Origin of the sequence: Desulfovibrio inopinatus DSM 10711 (assembly GCF_000429305.1) — a bacterium.
In the GTDB taxonomy this organism is placed as follows: Bacteria; Desulfobacterota; Desulfovibrionia; order Desulfovibrionales; family Desulfovibrionaceae; genus Alteridesulfovibrio; species Alteridesulfovibrio inopinatus.
Genome location: NZ_AUBP01000005.1, coordinates 170739 through 189460 on the forward strand (window position 1 = coordinate 170739; position 18722 = coordinate 189460).

19 protein-coding genes are annotated in these 18722 nt (G+C 49.3%); 4 read left to right on the forward strand and 15 right to left on the reverse strand.

Annotated features, from left to right (window positions below; all coding sequences use genetic code 11):
- Window positions 1-38 precede the first annotated feature (38 nt).
- The 10 genes from G451_RS0105320 to rpsF form a co-directional block, all read right to left on the reverse strand.
- Window positions 39-665, reverse strand: coding sequence for a flavodoxin family protein (locus G451_RS0105320; protein WP_027183436.1), 627 nt, complete (start codon window positions 663-665; stop codon window positions 39-41).
- Between the two features lie 195 nt (window positions 666-860).
- Window positions 861-2420, reverse strand: a complete 1560-nt coding sequence (locus G451_RS0105325) for a glycerol-3-phosphate dehydrogenase/oxidase (RefSeq protein ID WP_051261184.1) — start codon at window positions 2418-2420, stop codon at window positions 861-863.
- A gap of 157 nt (window positions 2421-2577) precedes the next feature.
- A complete protein-coding gene (locus tag G451_RS0105330) occupies window positions 2578-3330 on the reverse strand; it encodes a TlyA family RNA methyltransferase (RefSeq protein WP_027183438.1) in 753 nt (250 codons plus the stop codon).
- 3 nt (window positions 3331-3333) lie between these two features.
- The gene (gene thrC / locus G451_RS0105335; RefSeq protein WP_027183439.1) at window positions 3334-4782 is read right to left on the reverse strand and encodes a threonine synthase; all 1449 of its coding nucleotides are present in this window, start codon (window positions 4780-4782) and stop codon (window positions 3334-3336) included.
- A gap of 76 nt (window positions 4783-4858) precedes the next feature.
- The gene (locus G451_RS0105340) at window positions 4859-5365 is read right to left on the reverse strand and encodes a DUF456 domain-containing protein (protein WP_027183440.1); all 507 of its coding nucleotides are present in this window, start codon (window positions 5363-5365) and stop codon (window positions 4859-4861) included.
- On the reverse strand, window positions 5362-6660 hold the full coding sequence (locus G451_RS0105345) for a phenylacetate--CoA ligase family protein (RefSeq protein ID WP_027183441.1): 1299 nt from the start codon (window positions 6658-6660) through the stop codon (window positions 5362-5364). The genes G451_RS0105340 and G451_RS0105345 overlap by 4 nt, the downstream gene beginning before the upstream one ends.
- A gap of 110 nt (window positions 6661-6770) precedes the next feature.
- On the reverse strand, window positions 6771-8159 hold the full coding sequence (gene dnaB, locus G451_RS0105350) for a replicative DNA helicase (RefSeq protein WP_084448395.1): 1389 nt from the start codon (window positions 8157-8159) through the stop codon (window positions 6771-6773).
- Between the two features lie 34 nt (window positions 8160-8193).
- A complete protein-coding gene (gene rplI / locus G451_RS0105355) occupies window positions 8194-8733 on the reverse strand; it encodes a 50S ribosomal protein L9 (RefSeq protein ID WP_027183443.1) in 540 nt (179 codons plus the stop codon).
- A 12-nt stretch (window positions 8734-8745) separates the two neighbouring features.
- Window positions 8746-9006 carry a 30S ribosomal protein S18 gene (gene rpsR, locus G451_RS0105360; protein WP_027183444.1) on the reverse strand — a complete coding sequence of 87 codons (261 nt, stop codon included), beginning with the start codon at window positions 9004-9006 and terminating at the stop codon, window positions 8746-8748.
- Window positions 9007-9009: 3 nt separating this feature from the next.
- Window positions 9010-9321, reverse strand: coding sequence for a 30S ribosomal protein S6 (gene rpsF, locus G451_RS0105365; protein WP_027183445.1), 312 nt, complete (start codon window positions 9319-9321; stop codon window positions 9010-9012).
- Window positions 9322-9539: 218 nt separating this feature from the next.
- Between rpsF and G451_RS0105375 the strand changes: the two genes are divergently transcribed.
- Window positions 9540-11663, forward strand: a complete 2124-nt coding sequence (locus G451_RS0105375) for a PP2C family protein-serine/threonine phosphatase (RefSeq protein ID WP_027183446.1) — start codon at window positions 9540-9542, stop codon at window positions 11661-11663.
- Between the two features lie 82 nt (window positions 11664-11745).
- On the opposite strand, the gene G451_RS27800 is transcribed toward G451_RS0105375, so the two are convergent.
- The 4 genes from G451_RS27800 to G451_RS27810 are packed head-to-tail and all read right to left on the reverse strand — an operon-like array spanning window position 11746 to window position 14914.
- Window positions 11746-13476, reverse strand: coding sequence for a dynamin family protein (locus G451_RS27800; RefSeq protein WP_051261185.1), 1731 nt, complete (start codon window positions 13474-13476; stop codon window positions 11746-11748).
- Window positions 13477-13485: 9 nt separating this feature from the next.
- Window positions 13486-14088 (reverse strand): hypothetical protein, encoded by a 603-nt coding sequence (locus tag G451_RS27805; RefSeq protein ID WP_051261186.1) that lies wholly within the window; start codon window positions 14086-14088, stop codon window positions 13486-13488.
- 51 nt (window positions 14089-14139) lie between these two features.
- Entirely contained in the window at window positions 14140-14475 is a 336-nt protein-coding gene (locus G451_RS0105390) for an STAS domain-containing protein (protein ID WP_027183447.1), read from the reverse strand.
- Window positions 14447-14914: an ATP-binding protein gene (locus G451_RS27810; protein WP_051261187.1), complete on the reverse strand. Its 468-nt coding sequence runs from the start codon at window positions 14912-14914 to the stop codon at window positions 14447-14449. The genes G451_RS0105390 and G451_RS27810 overlap by 29 nt, the downstream gene beginning before the upstream one ends.
- A gap of 257 nt (window positions 14915-15171) precedes the next feature.
- Here G451_RS27810 and G451_RS0105400 point away from each other — a divergent pair, with 257 nt between their 5' ends.
- Window positions 15172-15936, forward strand: coding sequence for a YkgJ family cysteine cluster protein (locus G451_RS0105400; RefSeq protein ID WP_156921525.1), 765 nt, complete (start codon window positions 15172-15174; stop codon window positions 15934-15936).
- A 4-nt stretch (window positions 15937-15940) separates the two neighbouring features.
- On the forward strand, window positions 15941-16456 hold the full coding sequence (gene rfaE2 / locus G451_RS27815) for a D-glycero-beta-D-manno-heptose 1-phosphate adenylyltransferase (RefSeq protein WP_051261188.1): 516 nt from the start codon (window positions 15941-15943) through the stop codon (window positions 16454-16456).
- A gap of 35 nt (window positions 16457-16491) precedes the next feature.
- On the opposite strand, the gene G451_RS0105410 is transcribed toward rfaE2, so the two are convergent.
- Entirely contained in the window at window positions 16492-17562 is a 1071-nt protein-coding gene (locus tag G451_RS0105410) for a hypothetical protein (protein ID WP_027183449.1), read from the reverse strand.
- A 386-nt stretch (window positions 17563-17948) separates the two neighbouring features.
- Here G451_RS0105410 and upp point away from each other — a divergent pair, with 386 nt between their 5' ends.
- On the forward strand, window positions 17949-18575 hold the full coding sequence (gene upp, locus G451_RS0105415) for a uracil phosphoribosyltransferase (protein WP_027183450.1): 627 nt from the start codon (window positions 17949-17951) through the stop codon (window positions 18573-18575).
- The last annotated feature ends 147 nt before the right edge of the window (window positions 18576-18722 follow it).

Below are 18722 nucleotides of genomic sequence, written 5' to 3' on the forward strand. Positions count from 1 at the left end.
GCGGGCGTTTTTTTGAGTTCATCCAATCTCACTCTACTTTATGAGCGGTGACGCAAAGTGTGTGCTAATTGTGCTCCACTTTGTTTTGCCTTCTCCAGTATGTCTGGATGCGATTGAATACCGCCACGATCAAAAATTTTCAGTACCGGAATTTCGGTGATAATTTCGTAGCCAAGCGCTTCAAGTGGCATATGCATGGCGTCTAAAGCAAATCCCATGTCTTTTTTATTCTCTTGCTCGGCAATAGCGACAATCACAGCCTTTCGGCCCTGCTCGGCAAGGTTGCTGGACCATTGCCGGGGTCTCGTATCCTTAAATTCATAAAAACAATACAGACGATCTATAAATGCCTTCATCCATGCTGTGATATTGTAATTATGCACGGGAGAGATCAGGACAAGTCCACGGCTGTTCAATAATTCAGGATACAACAACGTCATACCGTCATGAAAACGCGTGCAAATCTTATCTTTGCGACATTTTTCGCACCCGATACATGGCTCATACCTGTAGTCACGAAGGTGAACACAATGTGTCGAGGTGTTGTCTTCCATGGTAACACCTTCGAGAATGGCTCGAAGTAAATGATGAGAGTTCCCGTTCTTTCGTGGACTGCCTTCAACGCCTAAAATCTTTGTGTCGGTATTCATTTCTACGTTATGCATACTATTCACTACGGAAGTCAAATCCACTTATGAACGTGAGGGATTTACCGGGCACTGGCTTACGTGTTTTCTCAGAGGGAAATCATTTGTGGACATGGCGCTTCCTCCTCTCGATGAAGTATCGATGCCCTTTTTGCGGAGATGCCATGTCCATCCATGAGTACGGTAGCTCCCGTTAGCGTCAAACATCCACTATTACGACATACAATACCCTTTGGCGAGATCGTTATATGCTGCGACTTGTTCCTGCACCCAATCGTCACCCAGACCGCGTTCTTTAGCAATAAGGCGGGCCGTTTCCGGAGCGGCTTCAATACTTGCTTTCGCGTCGAGGAAAAGCGCTCTGGTCCGTCTGGCTAAAACGTCTTCTACAGTTCGGGCCATCTCTTCTCGTACGGCCCATACAACCTCCGCTTTCACATACGGAAGATTTGCATGGAGCTTTTCTGCCAAGAGAGGATCGCTCTTCATGAGTTTCTTCACATAAATTCCGTCAGAACCATACACATGGAGCGGGTCGGCGCGATCTACATTCTTAAGCCAACCATGAACCTTTAAGGACTTCGTCGAACACTCTCGTTCAGGTAAACCGGCCACAAGTGCAGCGTGGTTGACAGTATCTTCGGCCATCCGCCGATATGTCGTCCATTTGCCACCAGTAATTGTCACGAGTCCCGTCGGAGATACAACGAGGTGATGATCTCGAGACAACTGCGCGGTGCTCTGGCCTTCTTCTCCTTTCACTAAAGGACGCAATCCCGCGAACACACTTTTGATATCACTACGGGATGGATCTTTGGCCATGTACCGTGCTGCATTGACTAAAATAAAATCAATTTCTTCATCTAATGCACGCGGTTCAAGGTTTACAGCACTGACGGGTGTGTCCGTCGTGCCTACGACGACTTTATCATGCCAAGGCACAGCAAAAAGCACCCGGCCATCTGTCGTGTGCGGCACCATTATTGCTGTATCACCAGGCAGAAATTCCTTGTCGAACACAAGATGCACCCCTTGGCTTGGAGCGACAATGCTTCGGGCCTCGGGATTGTCCATCTTCAAAAGATCGTCAACGAATACTCCTGTCGCATTGACGACCACCCGCGCATGGACGTCTATTTCACGACCGGTTTCCCGGTCCTGCACCACAACGCCATCCACCATGCGTCCAGCTTTCAGTAAGCCCTTCACCTTGGCGTAGTTCAACGCAACGCCGCCATGCTCTTCCATTGTTTGCGCAAGGTTAACAGCCATGCGGGAATCATCGAACTGCCCATCAAAGTAAACAACACCACCGCGTAAGCCGTTGGGTTCAAGATTGGGAATACGTCGCAAGGTTTCTTCTTTAGACAACATCTTCGACGGACCAAGTCCCAATTTACCGGCGAGCAGGTCGTAGGCTTTCAGTCCTGCACCGTAGAACGGACCATCCCACCATACAAATGAAGGAACGATAAATGCTTGGTGACTCACAAGATGTGGGGCATTCTGACTCAGTAAACCGCGCTCATGAAGTGCCTCAAAGACGAGTGAAATATTACCTTGGCGAAGATAGCGAACTCCACCATGCACGAGTTTCGTGCTGCGGCTCGATGTCCCTTTTGCGAAATCTTCCTGCTCAAGCAGTAATGTTTTATATCCGCGTTGCGCGGCATCCACACCAACGCCAAGACCTGTTGCTCCACCACCCACGATAACGACATCCCAATATCCATCAAAACTCGTCACGTGATCGATTGATGAATTTCTATCCACATGTCCCTCCTTCACCATAGGTAGGATTCCATATTGGTACAAATAATGACATCATGTCGTATACGACGCACTTCATCACAGAGCCGCGTCAGGAACGACACCAAACATATTTTTACTGCAGATACAAATACGATAAGACGAAACGATGTGACAGCATTTATTGCTGTTTCTGAATCCAGGCGAGGTATTCCTGATTGCCCTTTGGGCCTTTGATTTTGGAGGGAACGCAGCCTTTCCACACGAGACCAAGTGCGTTTTCGACACATGCGCGCACGAGTTCGATCGCTTCTTGCTGCTTTGCTTCGTCCCGTACAACACCTTTTATGACGGCTTCAGGGCCAAGCTCGAATTGTGGTTTGACGAGGACAACCATTTCGGCATGCGACGCCATCATCGGCACAATCGCTGGCAACACTTTTGTCAACGATATAAATGAGACGTCTGAAACAACGACGTTGACGGGCTCAGGCAACAGGTCAGGCCCAGCTAAACGCAAGTTCACCTTCTCCATGGATATGACGCGTTCGTCGGCAAGCAACTTTTCGTGAAGCTGCCCTCTGCCAACATCGACAGCATACACACGAGCGGCACCGTGCTGAAGCAGACAGTCGGTAAATCCCCCGGTGGAAGCTCCAGCGTCCAGACAAACTGCTCCGGTCACATCAAGTTGAAAGGCCTCGAGCCCGGTAAGCAGCTTATATCCCCCACGGCTGACAAACCGTTCTTGCTCGACAAGTTCAAGCACCGTATCAGGGGTAAACTGCCGACCGGGCTTATCGACCGGCCGGCGAATATCATGCTCGTAGTAGACGATCTGCCCCGCCATGATGAGTCGTTTGGCTCGCTCACGGCTTTCAGCCAAACCGAGGTCGGCAGCTAACTGATCGGCACGAATCTTTGTTTTGGCCACGCGTTAGCCCTTGCGGTCAAGTCCCAGTCGAGCGACAACAGCTTCAGCCGCCTTGAGGGTATATTCTTTTTCCGACAACCGCTCTTTTTCGGCCGCTTCGATGACGAGTTCCGGGGCGTTGACGAATTCTTTCTTCGGCGTAATGCCATAGGCATCGGGGAAACTGTCCGTGAAGTACATATCCTGAAAGCCGATAAACTTGAGGCTATGTGCCGTGGCGTCAAGAATTGCCGTTTCCGTCGTGATGAGACCGAGTTCCTTGGCGGCAATAAGTCCGGCCAGGCATTCCCCGCCTTGCGTGCAACTGATATGGCCGTGCCGATTCGCCAAGAGCATCCCTTCAATGATGGCCTGTTCTTCAACTTGAATCACCTGAAAACTCCCCGCACCACCGAGAGCTTCATAACGATCAGCAAAATATTTTACCCGTGGGAACGAAACCGGATTCCCGATCATGGCGGCCTGCGCCACACTTGGTGTCACGCTGACGGGTTCATACTTCCGATCTTCCGATTTGGGAGCTTTGTAATAGCGATAGACAGGGTCGGCATGCGACGACTGCACCCCGAAAATCCGCGGTAATGTGTCAATGACGCCAAGGGAATGCAATTTGAGGAAACCGCTCATAATCGCCGTAACATTTCCGGCATTCCCGATTGGGACGAACACAGCCTTGTCGGCCATTTCCCAATTATACCACTGTGCGACTTCGAAAGCGTACGATTCCTGTCCGAGAATACGCCAAGCATTCTTGGAATTAAGCAAGGCAACGCGGTAGTTGTCGGCCAAATGCTCAACAACCTTCATGCAGTCATCGAACACACCTGGAACTTCAAGCACCACGGCACCACTTCCCAAAGGCTGGGCAAGTTGTTGCGGAGTGACTTTTCCCTGAGGAAGAATGACAACAGATGTAATGGGATCGCCGACATATGCGGCATACAATGCCGCTGCTGCCGATGTATCACCTGTAGATGCACAAACCGTCAGTACCGAATCCCAGCCATGTTTACGAACGAGCGCTTTCAAATAACTGAACGCACAAGCCATTCCACGATCTTTGAACGAGGCGCTTGGATTCTGCCCATCGTTTTTATAGCTCATGGAAACGCCAAGCTTTTCAGTCAACGCCTTGGAAGCTGGAATAATGGGGGTGTGTCCTTCGCCAAGGAATACAATGTCTTCCGGATCGAGCACCGGAGCCATAATTTCATAGTACCGAAAAATACCACGGAGTGACGCGTCTTTGCTGCATGCCCGTGCATCGAACCGCTTACGCCACACTTCGCCGTCATCTTCCTTGAGTGCCTCGAAATCAAGGTCTTCCAAAAGAAACACCCCGCCACATTTGGGGCAGGTATAATGCAGTTCATTAATATCGTATCTGGCCGAGCACCCCAGGCAATAATATTCCATGGAGCCGCGATAAGAAGGAAAAATGTCGATACTCATACATATACCTCGTGGTGTTGTGAAAAAGAGCGGACATATACGCAGGGTGAAACCAACGCTTCGGCCCTCAACATCGTTATTGCGGCCATATAGCCCGAGCCGTCATCCCAAACATGATAGCGCCAGCACCAATTTTGACGACAATGCCGAGCACTTTGCCGAACATAGCTCCCATGGCGGCACGATGGCATTCTTGTGCGCTACGACAATGACCGTATTCAAAGATGAAACTTCCGGCATACGCTCCGGCAATGGCACCAATCAACGCGCCAATACCCAAAAGAAATGGTGTCCCAAGGATCGCTCCGGCAAGAGCGCCAATGAGCGAACCGATATTCCCTCGGCTTGTTCCGCCGTATTTCTTGCCACCAATATACTGCGCGACGAATTCAAGTATTTCGCCGAACAGGGCTAGCCCCACTAACCCTACATAAAAAAGAGTTCCCAAATGCAATGCGGGGTGCGTCCATCCCCAAAGACCAACCAACGCCAAAATAATCCAGTTGGCCGGCAAACTGAAGATATGGAGACCGAGAACGGCAAACAGGACGAGAAGAAACAGGACAGCCGCAAATATACTCATGCATTGTCCTCTCGAAGGTCAACAACGCGATGCGCCTTCCCTTCGCTTTTCGGCAAGCTTTTTGGTTCAACCAATTCCACTTTTGGAGTGATGAGAATTTCGTCACGCAAGCTGGAAGAAATACGCTTTTGCAGACCGGTCAACGCGCGCATATCCTCAACAAAAAACTCCTCGCGAACTTCCACCCGGACGCGAATATTATCCATAAACCCGTCACGATACCGTTCGATGACATAATTATCCCCAACTTCGCCAATCTGCATCAGAACGCGCTCAATCTGCATCGGATAGATATTGACGCCTTTAACGATCATCATGTCATCGCTTCGTCCTGCAATACGTTCAATCCGTCGATGAACGCGCCCACATGGGCAAGGCTCTGGCAAAATTCGCGTCAAATCCCGTGTGCGATAACGAATAATGGGCATGCCTTCCCGGCACAAACTCGTCAACACGAGTTCACCGAGTTCGCCGTCAGGGAGAACTTCACCGGTCTCCGGATTGATAACTTCAAGATAAAATGCATCTTCCCAGACATGCAGGCCATCTTGATACTCACATTCGAACGCCACGCCTGGTCCATTCATTTCGGACAGACCGTAAGAGTTGTACGCTTTCACTCCATAGAGTTCTTCAATGCGTCTGCGGATGCCATCGGTATGCGGCTCGGCACCGATAAGTGCAATACGCAAAGAAAGATCCGCCGGATTGCGCCCCATGTCCGAGATAACCGACGCGAGATGCAACGCATACGATGGAATGATATGCACAGCCGTGGCCTGAAAGTCTTCAATCAACTTAATCTGACGTCGGCTGTTGCCTGCTCCGGAAGGAATCGTCAGGCATCCCAAACGTTCGGCGCCATTATGAATGCCGAGTCCTCCCGTGAACAAACCATACCCACTCATATTGATGAACACATCGGAAGGACGTAGTCCAACCATATGCATGCACCGGGCCATGAGTTCCGCCCAGCTATTGAGATCGTTTTGCGTATGAAAAATTGCTGTAGGCGTCCCCGTGGTTCCTGAAGACGCGTGCATACGAACAAGGTGTTCTTTGGGAACAGCAAGCATTCCATGAGGGTAGGAAGCACGCAGGTCATCTTTTGTGGTAAACGGCAAATCATTTACGTGATCAAGTGACGGCAAGGGCACGTCCGTTGCGCCCACTTCGCCGAGACGATCTGCATAAAATGGGGAACGGACTGCACGTTTGAGAACCGTATTGAACCGGGCGAGTTGACACTGGGAAATAGCATCTCGCGTAAGACGTTGCGCCGCTTCAAGAACCACGTTTGACTCCTTGGCGTTATGCGCGCTTTTTCGCGCTCGGTGATAAAAAGGCAGTGTGGGAAACATACCGCTCGACACGGCCACTGTTGCGGAAACAGTCGTATCAGAGCTTAGCCTGATGCGCCATACTCGGATGGAGGGGGAATATCGGCCAGATTCTCGAACGCAGTGTATTCCTTGAAAAAGGTCAGCTTCACGACCCCTGTCGGACCATTGCGTTGTTTTGCTATGATAATTTCGGCAACGTTGTCTTCAGGTGTAAGTTCTTCACGCTTTTTGTAGGCCGCTTCGCGATAGAGGAAAATAATAATATCAGCATCTTGTTCAATGGCGCCGGATTCACGCAAATCCGACATCATGGGGCGTTTGTCGCTCCGCTCTTCCACTTTCCGGTTCAACTGCGACAAAGCGACCACAGGAACATTGAGCTCTTTGGCCAGCCCTTTGAGAGTACGTGAAATTTCGGAAATTTCCTGCTCACGTGACTCAATACGACGTGAGGCACGCATAAGCTGCAGGTAGTCGACAAGAATAAGTCCGAGGCCGTGTTCGGCTTTCAGCCGACGACATCGGGCACGCATCTCCATGGTGTTAATGGCAGGCGTATCATCAATAAAAATTTTAGCCGGAGCCAAGCTGTTGGCCGCTTCATACAAACGAGACCATTCATCGTCTCCAAGGCGTCCGCGCCGCAATTTACTCAGATCGACCTTGCCCCACGAACACAGCATGCGCTGCATGAGCTGCTCCATGGACATTTCCAAAGAGAAGATGGCCACGGGAACATCATATAATCCGGCGGCACGCATAGCCACGTTGAGGGCAAATGCCGTCTTCCCCATACTGGGTCGACCGGCAACGATAAGGAGGTCGGACGGTTGGAGACCAGCCGTTATTTCATCAAAATTATAATAGCCGGTAGGAACACCCGTCACGAGTTCGTTTTGGGCAGCCCGCTCTTCAAGCTGTTTAAAGACCCGATCAATGAGATTTTTGCTGGATTCCAGGCTTTTGCTGGTCTTGGCATCGGCAATTGAAAAAATGCTTTGCTCGGCTTCATCCAGAATGGATTCAACGTCTTCGCCCGACTCGAAACAACTTTCAATGATATCGGCTGAAGCACCGATAAGACGACGTAAAACCGATTTTTCGCGAACAATTTTGGCGTGAAAGACTGCATTGGCTGCACTGACGGTGGATTCAGCCAATTCGGCCAAATAGGTCAGGCCGCCGACTTCTTCAAGCTGACCGCTTTTTTCCAGCCCATCAGCCAATGTCACTAAGTCAATGGCGATATTTTGCCGGTTAAGCTCCAAGCAAGCTTGATAAATTGTTTTATGAACGGGCGAATAGAAATCGTCTTCGGAAAGCTCGTCGATGAGCGAATGCAGGACGGAATTCTTGAGGAGAATCCCCCCCAGAACCGCCTGTTCGGCTTCCTGGTTCTGAGGGGGAACCTTACGCAGAAGATCAGCGGAAACACTGGTTGAGGACGACATCGCGCCCCCAGCGGCATTCCACTGTGATCTTCTGTTATTCTGCGGTTTCTTCGGCTTGTCCACTTTCTTCGACGGGTTCAGCCGTTTCGACCGGCGCTTCGACAACCGGCTCTTCTTCGACTTCGTCGAGACCGTGACGTTTGACGGTCAGGGCGATTTCGGCCTGAACATCAGGATGTAACCGGACTTGGATCGAGTACACACCCAAGGAACGGATGGGGTCGTCCAGCACGATTTTGCGGCGATCGATTTCAATGCCGGCTTCCGTCAAGGCATCGGCAATATTGGCGGTGGTAACAGAACCGTACAGTTTGTCGCCTTCGCCAACACGCACTTCGATCGTGATAGGAGCAGCCTTGATCTTGTCTGCTGTTTCCTGAGCCGAAAAACGGATAGAATCCATTTTTTCCTGGAGCTTGCGACGCTCTTGCTCAAACACTTTCTGGTTGCCTTCGGTAGCGAGCATCGCCAGGCCTTGCGGCACAAGGTAATTGCGTCCATAGCCGGGCTTGACCGTCACAATCTCGCCAAGCCGGCCGAGATTTTCAATATCGGCGCGTAAGATGAGTTTCATGTCTAGCTCCTCCTAGCGCATTTTCTTTTTAAATTCAGTGCTGTGCGTGGCGGTGTAGTAGATCAGAGCCATCTGGCGGGCGCGTTTGATCTCCACCGTCAACCGCCGCTGACATTTAGCACAGGTGCCGGTAATGCGGCGAGCGATAATTTTACCGCGGTCGGTAATGAAATCCTTCAGGATATCAGCACGCTTGTAATCCACCGGCAGGTTTTTATTGGCGCAGAACCGGCAGAACTTCTTTCTGGGAGTAAAACGCTTTTTGAATGCCATGGTTTACGCCTCCTCCTTCGCCTCGAACTTGTCTTCGAGTTTGACGGTGATGAATTTCATAATGCCGTCCGTAATGCGGATAATACGCTCGAGTTCGGCAATGGCGGTAGCAGGAGCGGCAAATTCGTAACGCGTGTAGTGACCACGCATTTTTTTCTGTACGGGATAGGCCAAATCGCGCATACCCCAATCATCCAATTCCAGCATGGAGCCCTGTTCACGGGCAAGAACATTGGTCAGGTTTTCGGTGATTTCCTGACGGTTTTCCGCTGTCAGCTCAGGGCTGAACAACAGAAGCAATTCATACTTTCGCATCCGTATCCTCCTTGTGGTCTGTGGCCCACCCTGCGCAAACTCCGCAAAGGTGAGCAAGGCGAAAGAGGACGGTTATGTTGAATAACCCATGTTGTCAACCCCAAAATCACATTTTTTATGTTTCGCCTTGCGTTCATACGAAAAAAACGACAAGACCGAAATATCATTTGCACATGTTGCGGCTTCTCGCACAACAACGCTCAAGCAATGGAATCTCCATGAAAATTCGCTGGAAAATATTTATCGCCTTACTGCTGCTTGTTTTACCCCCATTGCTGCTTGGAAGACTCTATTCCGTTGTGGAAACACGCCATTTTGGGAAAACCTTGTCAGACCAGGCAGCCGTCGAACTTGCTCAGTATGCTTCAGCGGAACTCAAGCAAACCGTAACTCTCTACAGTGAGGCCTTGTCTGAATCGAAAGCACTTATGGAGATCGCCGTCCTTTTACTTGGTCATGAAGCCGAACGCTTGCTCACGGGAGAGCAGCTTGATCCGGAGCAGATCACGATTGAAGAACGATTTGCCGGCACAGGCTCCGTTATTCAATCCCCCCCGCTACCTCCTTCTTTGACATCGACCAATACGGGCCCCTCTCCATTAAAATCGGCCCAAATACAATTTCTTTTTCCACCAGCAACCGATGAGGCACCATTTGCCACCGACAAGCAACGACTCTCCGAACTGTCTCCACTCTACTCAAAACTCACCTCTGAGAATCCTAACACCGTTCTGTGGTGCTTCACCTTATTAACGAATGGCCTTATGGCTGTGTACCCTCCTCAGGCCGATATCCCTGATGACTTCAATCCCAAACGTCTCCTTCAGGACGAATTTCAGATTTTGCGCAACGAAACTCACTGGACGCTTGTCCGCGATCCATTTACCCGAAAGACCGCTCTCACGGCCTTTACCCCGATTTACACCCCTCAGAATTCCATCATTGGTATCACGGGAGTTACCCTTCCCATCGATCAGCTCCTTCTTGATGACGACTTATCCCGACGATGGTCGGGAACAGTGCAATCACTCCTTGTTGTCCCGGAAGAGCCTCTTTCGTCGAAAGCAGCCAGCACACAACCATCATTGATCGTTGTGGCCAACCATGACTTCACAAAAGCGACAGAGTCATGGAAAACACCGACCTCTCCTTACCCGATTCAACTCGATGACAACGCAATGCGGACAATCATGTCCTCATTTTCCACCTTGCAAGCCGGAGCATTGGAAGCTTCCTATGATGGTGTGCCGTCAATTATTGCCTTCAAGCCGTTAAGCCAAGGCAACATCGCGCTTGTGGTTGTTATTGCGCGAGATGTCATGCTCAAACGCTCAACCGAGGCTGAACATGCCATCATGGCCTCCATATCAGAAATACTGCGAACAACCGGTATATTCGTCCTTGCGTCCATCCTTTTGGTCTTTCTTTTGGCGTACTTTGGTTCGCGTGTCGTAACTCGTCCTATCGCAAATCTGGTAACAGCGGCTCTTCGCTTGGCAGCTGGAGACTTCCAAGCACAGGCACCGGTTGCCTCACGAGATGAATTGGGAGAGCTGGCGCAGACCTTCAACAGTATGGTGGGACAACTTCGGGAGCGTATAAAGCTCAAAGATGATCTTTCCTTGGCAATGGAAGTACAACAACATCTCTTGCCGACAGCAGCCGCCACATGCCCGGGGTTCGATATCGCCGGAACGTGTCTTTATAACGATGAAACCGGCGGCGACTATTACGATTATCTCCCACGTGTTGAGGATGGTATTGGCGTTGTTGTCGGCGACGTGACCGGTCATGGGATTCAAGCCGCCCTCCTTATGGCGTCGGCTCGTTCGTTTCTTCGGGCTCAAGCAGCGACGCATCAAGATGCTGCGAAGATAATTACTTCAACCAATGCACTCCTCAGTATTGATACAGAAAATTTAGGGCGTTTCGTCACCCTCTTTTTTCTTGAAATTACCCCACAAAACGACACGGTCCAATACATCAGCGCCGGGCATGATCCTGCGCTTGTTTACCGCCATACAAATAAAACATTCGAAGAATTTGCCGGAGATGGGGTTCCCCTTGGGATTATGCCAGAATGGGACTATGCACCGACACGCACCGCAGTACTCACTTCAGGAGATATTGTTGTTCTCGCAACAGATGGAGTGTGGGAAGCACGAAATCCGGAAAAGGAATTTTATGGAAAATCACGCCTGCAACGTTGCATTGCAGCCCATGTCACGGCGTCGGCAAACGATCTCGTTGTAGCAATTATGCACGATCTCGCCCTCTTTCGACAGGATGCACCGCAAGCCGATGACATTACAGTTGTCGTCATCAAACGTCTCAACGATTAACCGCCATGAGACGAAGATGCTCTCCTCACGTACTCGTTCACTTCGTTTCCAGGGTGAGGAGGATCACCCTGGAAATACACGGCTATAATTTTTCGTTCGACGTTTCGTGAAACGTCCTCATGGCATCGCGTAGACGCTGGGAGAGATTCTCTTCCGCTCCTTGGAGTGCAACGAGTTTTTCTCCTCGTTCCTCAACATTCTGATAGAAAGGGGTAAACCGACTCTTGAGGTCACGGAAGATAAAGTCGATCTGACTTGCTAAACGCTCCCGCAGTTCTTCTTCCAACCGTACTCCTTCTTCCGACAGGCGTGTACGAACCTTACGGACAAGACGTGGTCTGTTCCAAACAAGCGCCGATCCAGCCATAAGCATCCCGGATGCCGCCACAACTCCTCCGGTGATGTCGACAACGGCACTTTGAATCGATACGGCAAAAACCGTCCCGAGAAGAACAAGCACTCCTCCCATTGCCGCTTTAGGGTCCATCTTGGAAATATCACTGGGATGAAAGCGGGTAGAGATATCATCCTGTGTCAAAAAAGTGCGCAAGCGAGAGATGACTTCTTCAATAACGTGTTCCCGCTGCTTCCCCACGGCCGCCAGATCAATACGTCCTGATGTGCGATTGCGGCTGGAACGCAGCTCCTCAATAAGCATACGTAGAGCCTCTACCAACGCCTCCGAGACATGATCAGCACCTTGTCGAGTAATGGCTTCGACTTCTCGAGAAAGATCCTCTTCGAACCGAGTATTTATTTCGGTAATAAACGATTCAGGAGAATTTTTCCGCTTAAACAGACCGGACATGCTTCGTGATACCATACGATGAAAACCCAGCTCGCTTTCAAAGTCATCAAGAAGCCGCCCACTCAGTCGAACGTAGGCTCCCGATACTCTCGCAATAAGGGCTTCAACTTCACGTCGTGACGATTTCTGCGCCGATTTCAGTCGCTTTTTAATGCTCTCTACTTCTTTGCGATCTTGCTCCAACGCTCCGAACTGATCCTTTAAGCCTACAACAATAGCTTGAAGGACATGCATAGCCGACTCGGCAACGGATTCAATTTTTCTCGCATGGTGCCGACCGCCAGTAATCATGTCACGAATATACGCCCGAACGTCTTTGATTCCACTATGCTCCGGATCGTTTTTCTCTAATGCGGCGGCGGTTAAAAAAAGTTTCGGTTCTTTGATATTCCGCTTGATGGCTTGTTGCCGCACTTGTGTCGTGTTGACTTCGATTTGTTTTTCGCTGGCCAAATCTGCCTGGTTGAGAACAAATAAAAGCTTCCGTTTCCATTCATCGCTGACTAACTCCAGAAAATCCCATGCCGATTTGGAGTAAGGATTGATTGCCGAAAAAACGAATAACACAAGGTCACTTCGCGGAATGAAACGTTCGGTTATTTCTTGATGGTGCTCAATAATACTGTCGATGCCGGGAGTGTCCACGATAGCGATATCGCGCAAAATCTCATTGGGCATATAGATATGCTTAAGATGCGGCGAAATCTCGTTTTCGGATTCCTGAACCCCGTACATGATCATTTGAATACGATCTGTACATGGATCTGGCGCAACGGGACAAATGTCACTTCCAAGCAATGCATTGACAAAGCTGCTTTTGCCGGTTTTGACTTCCCCGACCACAACAAAAAGAAACGGTTCGTTCAAATTGGCCAGCAAACCTATGGCGGTTTCTTTAAGGTCCGCTCTGTCTGTCTCGGAAGTCAAATCAATGAGCTCTGACACCAAGCCGGACAAAATTGAACGTCGCTCGAGAAAATGCTGATGCAGTAATTCATTCGTCATAGCGTCGGCTTACCTGGGAAGATACCAATCGGGAGTTGTGGGCATTGTTTCTCCGCTTTTTTGCTGCCCATCTTTTACTTTTTGTGCAGCACATTTTTTTTCCCGCAAAATCTCATCCCAGACAGCGAGACGAATGGAATTCCCTTCCGTATATGCCTCATCCTTTCCGGCATAATGTTGCAAAATCATGCTAATTTTGGGTTTACCTTCCTTCTGAATACTCCATTTCCAAGTCCGCAAGGTACCGAAAGCGTTTCCTCTCCACTCGTCCGGATCACCGTATCGATTCTCCAAGCCGGATAAAACCTTGTTGAAAAAGTCGATGGAAGGGTCGGCATAGTTAAGCTTAACACGCAATATCGAACCAACGGCCGCACAGTCGCCAAGAGTCAAATACCCGCTCCGAAATCCGGCAGGGGGATATACCGGAACAATTTGCAGATACTCTTGAAACATTTCTTTTGCAGCCTTGGTCATCTTCACGGTGTCTTTATATTCGCTCACATTATGTAAGAGCGTAAATCCACCGATTTCCATTGGAACCCCGTCTTCGGCCATAGATGGGACGGTGAAGAGAAGCAGGAACAGCAACGCAAAAAGCAGCCTGTGCATGGATATCCTCACAAAAATGACGCTTGTAGAGAGCTATTTAGCTCATCCAACTCAGGAAAGATCCTTAAGACCCTCATCTTGACTCGGGTAAATAGGAAAAATTTCTGTATATCCAGAAATATCAAAGACTTCTTTCATGTAATCTTTGATGGAACACAAAACAAGGCGCCCTTCTCGCTTCTTCAATTGCTGAAGCGTAAGCAAAAGGACACGAAGCCCCGTACTGTTGATGTAGTCTACACCATTAAAATCCATCAACATTTTTTTCGTATTCTGCCCTAACAATTCGGTCACTTTATCTTCAAGAACCTTCGACGTATTGCTGTCAAGGCGACCTTGGATTTCAAGTACAGCAATATCATTCACATCTTTCGCAACAAGATCCATCACATTTGCCCCCTGTTTCTGTGGAACATATCCGCTTTTTCAAAGTTATTCTGTTCTTATTTCCGATGCGTTCATATCGGATACTGTTCATCAGCTTCTGCACAAGATGTATTCCCAAGCCCCCAATAGGCCGATCTTCAATCGGTGCATGAACGTCAGGTTCGGGAACTTCCAGTAAATTGAATCGTGCAGCATCGTCTTCAATGTGCACAGTCAAGACTTCTCCATCGCTTGCCAGATTGACCAATATAAAATGGACCACATTGTCCGTATAGCCATATTGAATGACGTTGGTGAGAAGCTCGTCCAAGACTAAGCGTATATGGTAGGTATCTTTCGGCGTAAAGCCGTTTTCGCTACAAAACGCCTCGACGTGTTCAGCGACCTGTTCCAGGCTGGGTAACGCATTCTCAATGCGAAACGATATGGCGTTTGTCATAGTTCACCTGAGAAGAGTTCAAAGGTCGCCTCACTTTGAGGCCAGCCGATTTCCCACTCCATCCGTAAACAACAATCTCGCATAAAGCCCGAAAACGTTCGCTTCTTTCCTCATCTCTGTCAAGACCGACGTGGCATTGGGACTTGCTCGCTCCACTATGCTCCTGATAGAGTCCCCCTCCGCCAACGCAAAGACAGCACCTGTCGTTCCAATAAACCTCAGGCTCTTTGTCCGGTATGTCACTTCAAGGAGATTTCATGTCTGACCACGACGCAACTGACCGTTTTTTAAAAAGCCTCCCCGAACTCAATCCGGGAGAATCATTCCAATTTGCTTGCCACCCAGAAGTTCCGTGCTTCAATGCTTGCTGTAGCGACCTCACACTTATGCTCACTCCGTACGACGTGTATCGTCTTCGTCAGGCTTTACACCTGACCAGCCAGGAGTTCATTAATAATTACGCGACACTCACACATTCTCCAGACACGGGTTTCCCTATGCTTCATTTGAATATGGAGGATAACGCCCAAAAAAGCTGTCCGTTTGTGACTGCAAAGGGATGCGCTGTCTACCCGAATCGTCCTGGAGCATGTCGCACCTATCCTCTGGGTCGAGCCACACGCCTCGACAACGAAGACAATATTATCGAACAATTTTTCATTGTCCAGGAACCGCATTGCCGTGGATTCGAACAATCCCAAAACTGGACCTCGGCTGAATGGCTCAAAGATCAGGATCTTGCCACTTACAACGAATTCAACGATAAATATATGCGTCTTATGGCTCTGGCTCGCGACAAACGTGTCCGTCTCAACCCGAAACAGACCAACATGGCCTTCCTCGCGCAATATAACCTGGATGGGTTTCGTGGATTTTTGGACGAAATCGGCATTCTCGACCGCTTGAACATTGAGGATGCACGGAAACAAGCGATTCTCAAAGACGATCTGGAATGTCTTATTTTTGGTCTGGAATGGTTAGGACTGGTCTTTTTTGGAGAAAACCGCCACCTTCGTCCATAACGTTATGCACATTGACAACCACGCCCAGAAGATCGTCGACTGCGAGACATGCATTGCATTGCTCCGTCCTCGGCGAGAACGTGAAACAATTGTGTTCACGAACGGATGCTTCGACCTGCTCCACCCTGGCCATGTCGATCTTCTGGAGCGGGCTCGGGCTTTTGGGCATATCCTTGTTCTTGGACTCAATACAGACAGCTCTGTCCAACGACTGAAAGGCCCTTCACGTCCGGTAACACCGCTTGCCGACCGCGCACTGGTATTGTCCGGTCTTTCCAGTGTGGACTATATCGTTGCTTTCGACGAAGACACCCCATTTGAACTCATAAGCAAAATAGCCCCCGATGTCCTTATCAAAGGCGGGGATTATACGCTCGATCAGATTGTCGGACGAGATGTGGTAGAACAACGAGGAGGTACGGTCTATAGCTTACCGCTTCTTCCTGGATACTCAACCACAGCCACCATTGCCCGCATTCTGCAACGCATTGCCGATAAGGACAGTGCCACAGAATCGTAGACTCACCCCATTATGACGCGCATATTCTTCGGTTGTTAGTGGGAAACTGGAAGTCCCCACTTGCGACTTTTTTGCTGATACACTGCCTTAGGAAGAACCACGAGGACGGGGTTCTTCCTCGGGTCAAGTGTAAGAACAAGATCGTGTATATGCGCAATATCACTCCCGACACTGCCACCGGTTGGACGTCTCGGTCCAGGCCACACATTCACGAAAACACATGTTCCCGCACCTTCAACCGGATGCTGCCGATTATGTTCAATAATCAGTCCCCATGTGTTCGTTTCCGATGAGCGATACATTTGTTCTGCATGCAGGCCTGCAGCTTCAGGATTTTGCTTCACATCCACAATAGTATTATAGAACTCTGTTCCCCATTGGTTTACACACACCGTATCCGGCGTGATTTCCCGATAATTCAGCGTTACCCCCGCGGTGTCGGCTTGTTGGACAGGTGTTCGTCCGAATGCACCGGATAAATCAAACATTCCGGCTGGTGATTTTCCATCACCTTCTCGTTTTCGTGGCCCAGACTCATCAATCATGAGCTTGCCTCTTCCCCAAGCCACCCCATTACGACCAACTGCACATGGCCAAGCATCTCCTTGCGTGGTCCAGGAATCTTCGTCCCGAGTGCGGGTATAGAGCTGCATTACACAGGAATTTGACGACCAGCGAGGAGTCACCACAGTTATTAATTGCAAACTATCACGAAGGGGAGTTTGCGCGATGCTGACAGAAGAATCATCCTGAGTTTCTGCCGCAACAGCCACCTGCTCGCCTTCTGATGCTTGATCGTTACCCGGGACATTTGAAGCAATGTCCCCTTCCTGCTCTGGTTCTACAATGCGTATATTCGGTAATTCTGACTTTTGAGAAATTTGTGGTACAACGACGGGAACCCGCCCCTGTGGACGAACTGGTTTTTCTTCTTTTTGAGAAAGCGCAGCTTGCTGTTCTTCTCGCTGATCCTGGTCCAAGGATGCTTTTATTTTGTCGACTTCCGACGTATTATTTGTATTTTCATTTTGTCCGCATCCGTAAAAGAAGATACACGCCAACAAAAGGACAAGTCCGCCAACCCAATAGCTTCGTTTTCCGCCCATATCGTTTGTACCCCTCAGGTTGCGGCTTTCCTTTCATTCATATTTGAATTTTTAAACACGCTTGACTGCCCACATTATCTTTTGATGAAAGAAAAAAAACATATTTTGTCATCAATAGATTTTGATCAACCAACTCTCACTCCATACATAAGAAAAAAAGACCCCACGCACTTTTTTTCCCTGTTTTTGTAGCCGCCTGCGTTTTCTTGTCAAACTTACTCCAAGTTTGCAAGTCATCAAATAAAACAATGAAAAGTATCTCCAGGGGACACGTTTACGACTTGACCTGACTTCTCTTTGGTATGTAGAACCCATCGATTTTTTTCGATACAAGCTGTCCTTGATACCAAGGACCTTCGTCACCCACAGTCATAAGGGAGACAATCATGCCCGTACATGTTGTTGATCATCCATTGGTAAGGCATAAACTCGGACTTCTCCGAGAAAAAAACATCAGCACGAAAACGTTCCGCGCATTGGCCAATGAAGTCGCCAGATTGCTCACGTATGAAGCGTTGAAAGATCTGCGTACAGAAACCATTTCTATCGAAGGTTGGGCCGGACCGGTTGAAGTTGAACAGATCAAAGGGAAAAAAATAACCGTCCTTCCCATTCTTCGAGCAGGTGTCGGCATGATGGATGGCGTTCTGGATATGATTCCCAGCGCGAAAATCAGTGTTGTCGGCATGTATCGGAATGAAGATACACTGGAACCGGTGAGCTATTATGTCAAACTCGCCAACTCGATTGAGGAACGTACAGCCCTCATCCTCGACCCCATGCTTGCCACTGGTGGTACTTTGATCGCCACCATTGACCTGCTCAAAAAGGCGGGTTGTAAAACAATCAAAGGATTGTTTCTCGTTGTCGCTCCTGAAGGCCTTGCCAAATTGGAAGAACGCCATCCCGATGTGGAAATTTATACGGCAGCCATTGACGAGCGGCTCAACGAAGTCGGCTATATTTTACCTGGTCTCGGTGATGCCGGAGACAAAATTTTCGGAACAAAATAGGCCCGAACTCCATCTGAACGTGTCCCAATCAACAGGCTGTTCAATACATATCTGATGCGAAGCGCGCTCATAATTCAGAAACAGCAAACATTCTGAATAAATGCGATATTTTGAACGTTTCCCAGGCGCGCAGGAGATGTATGTTCG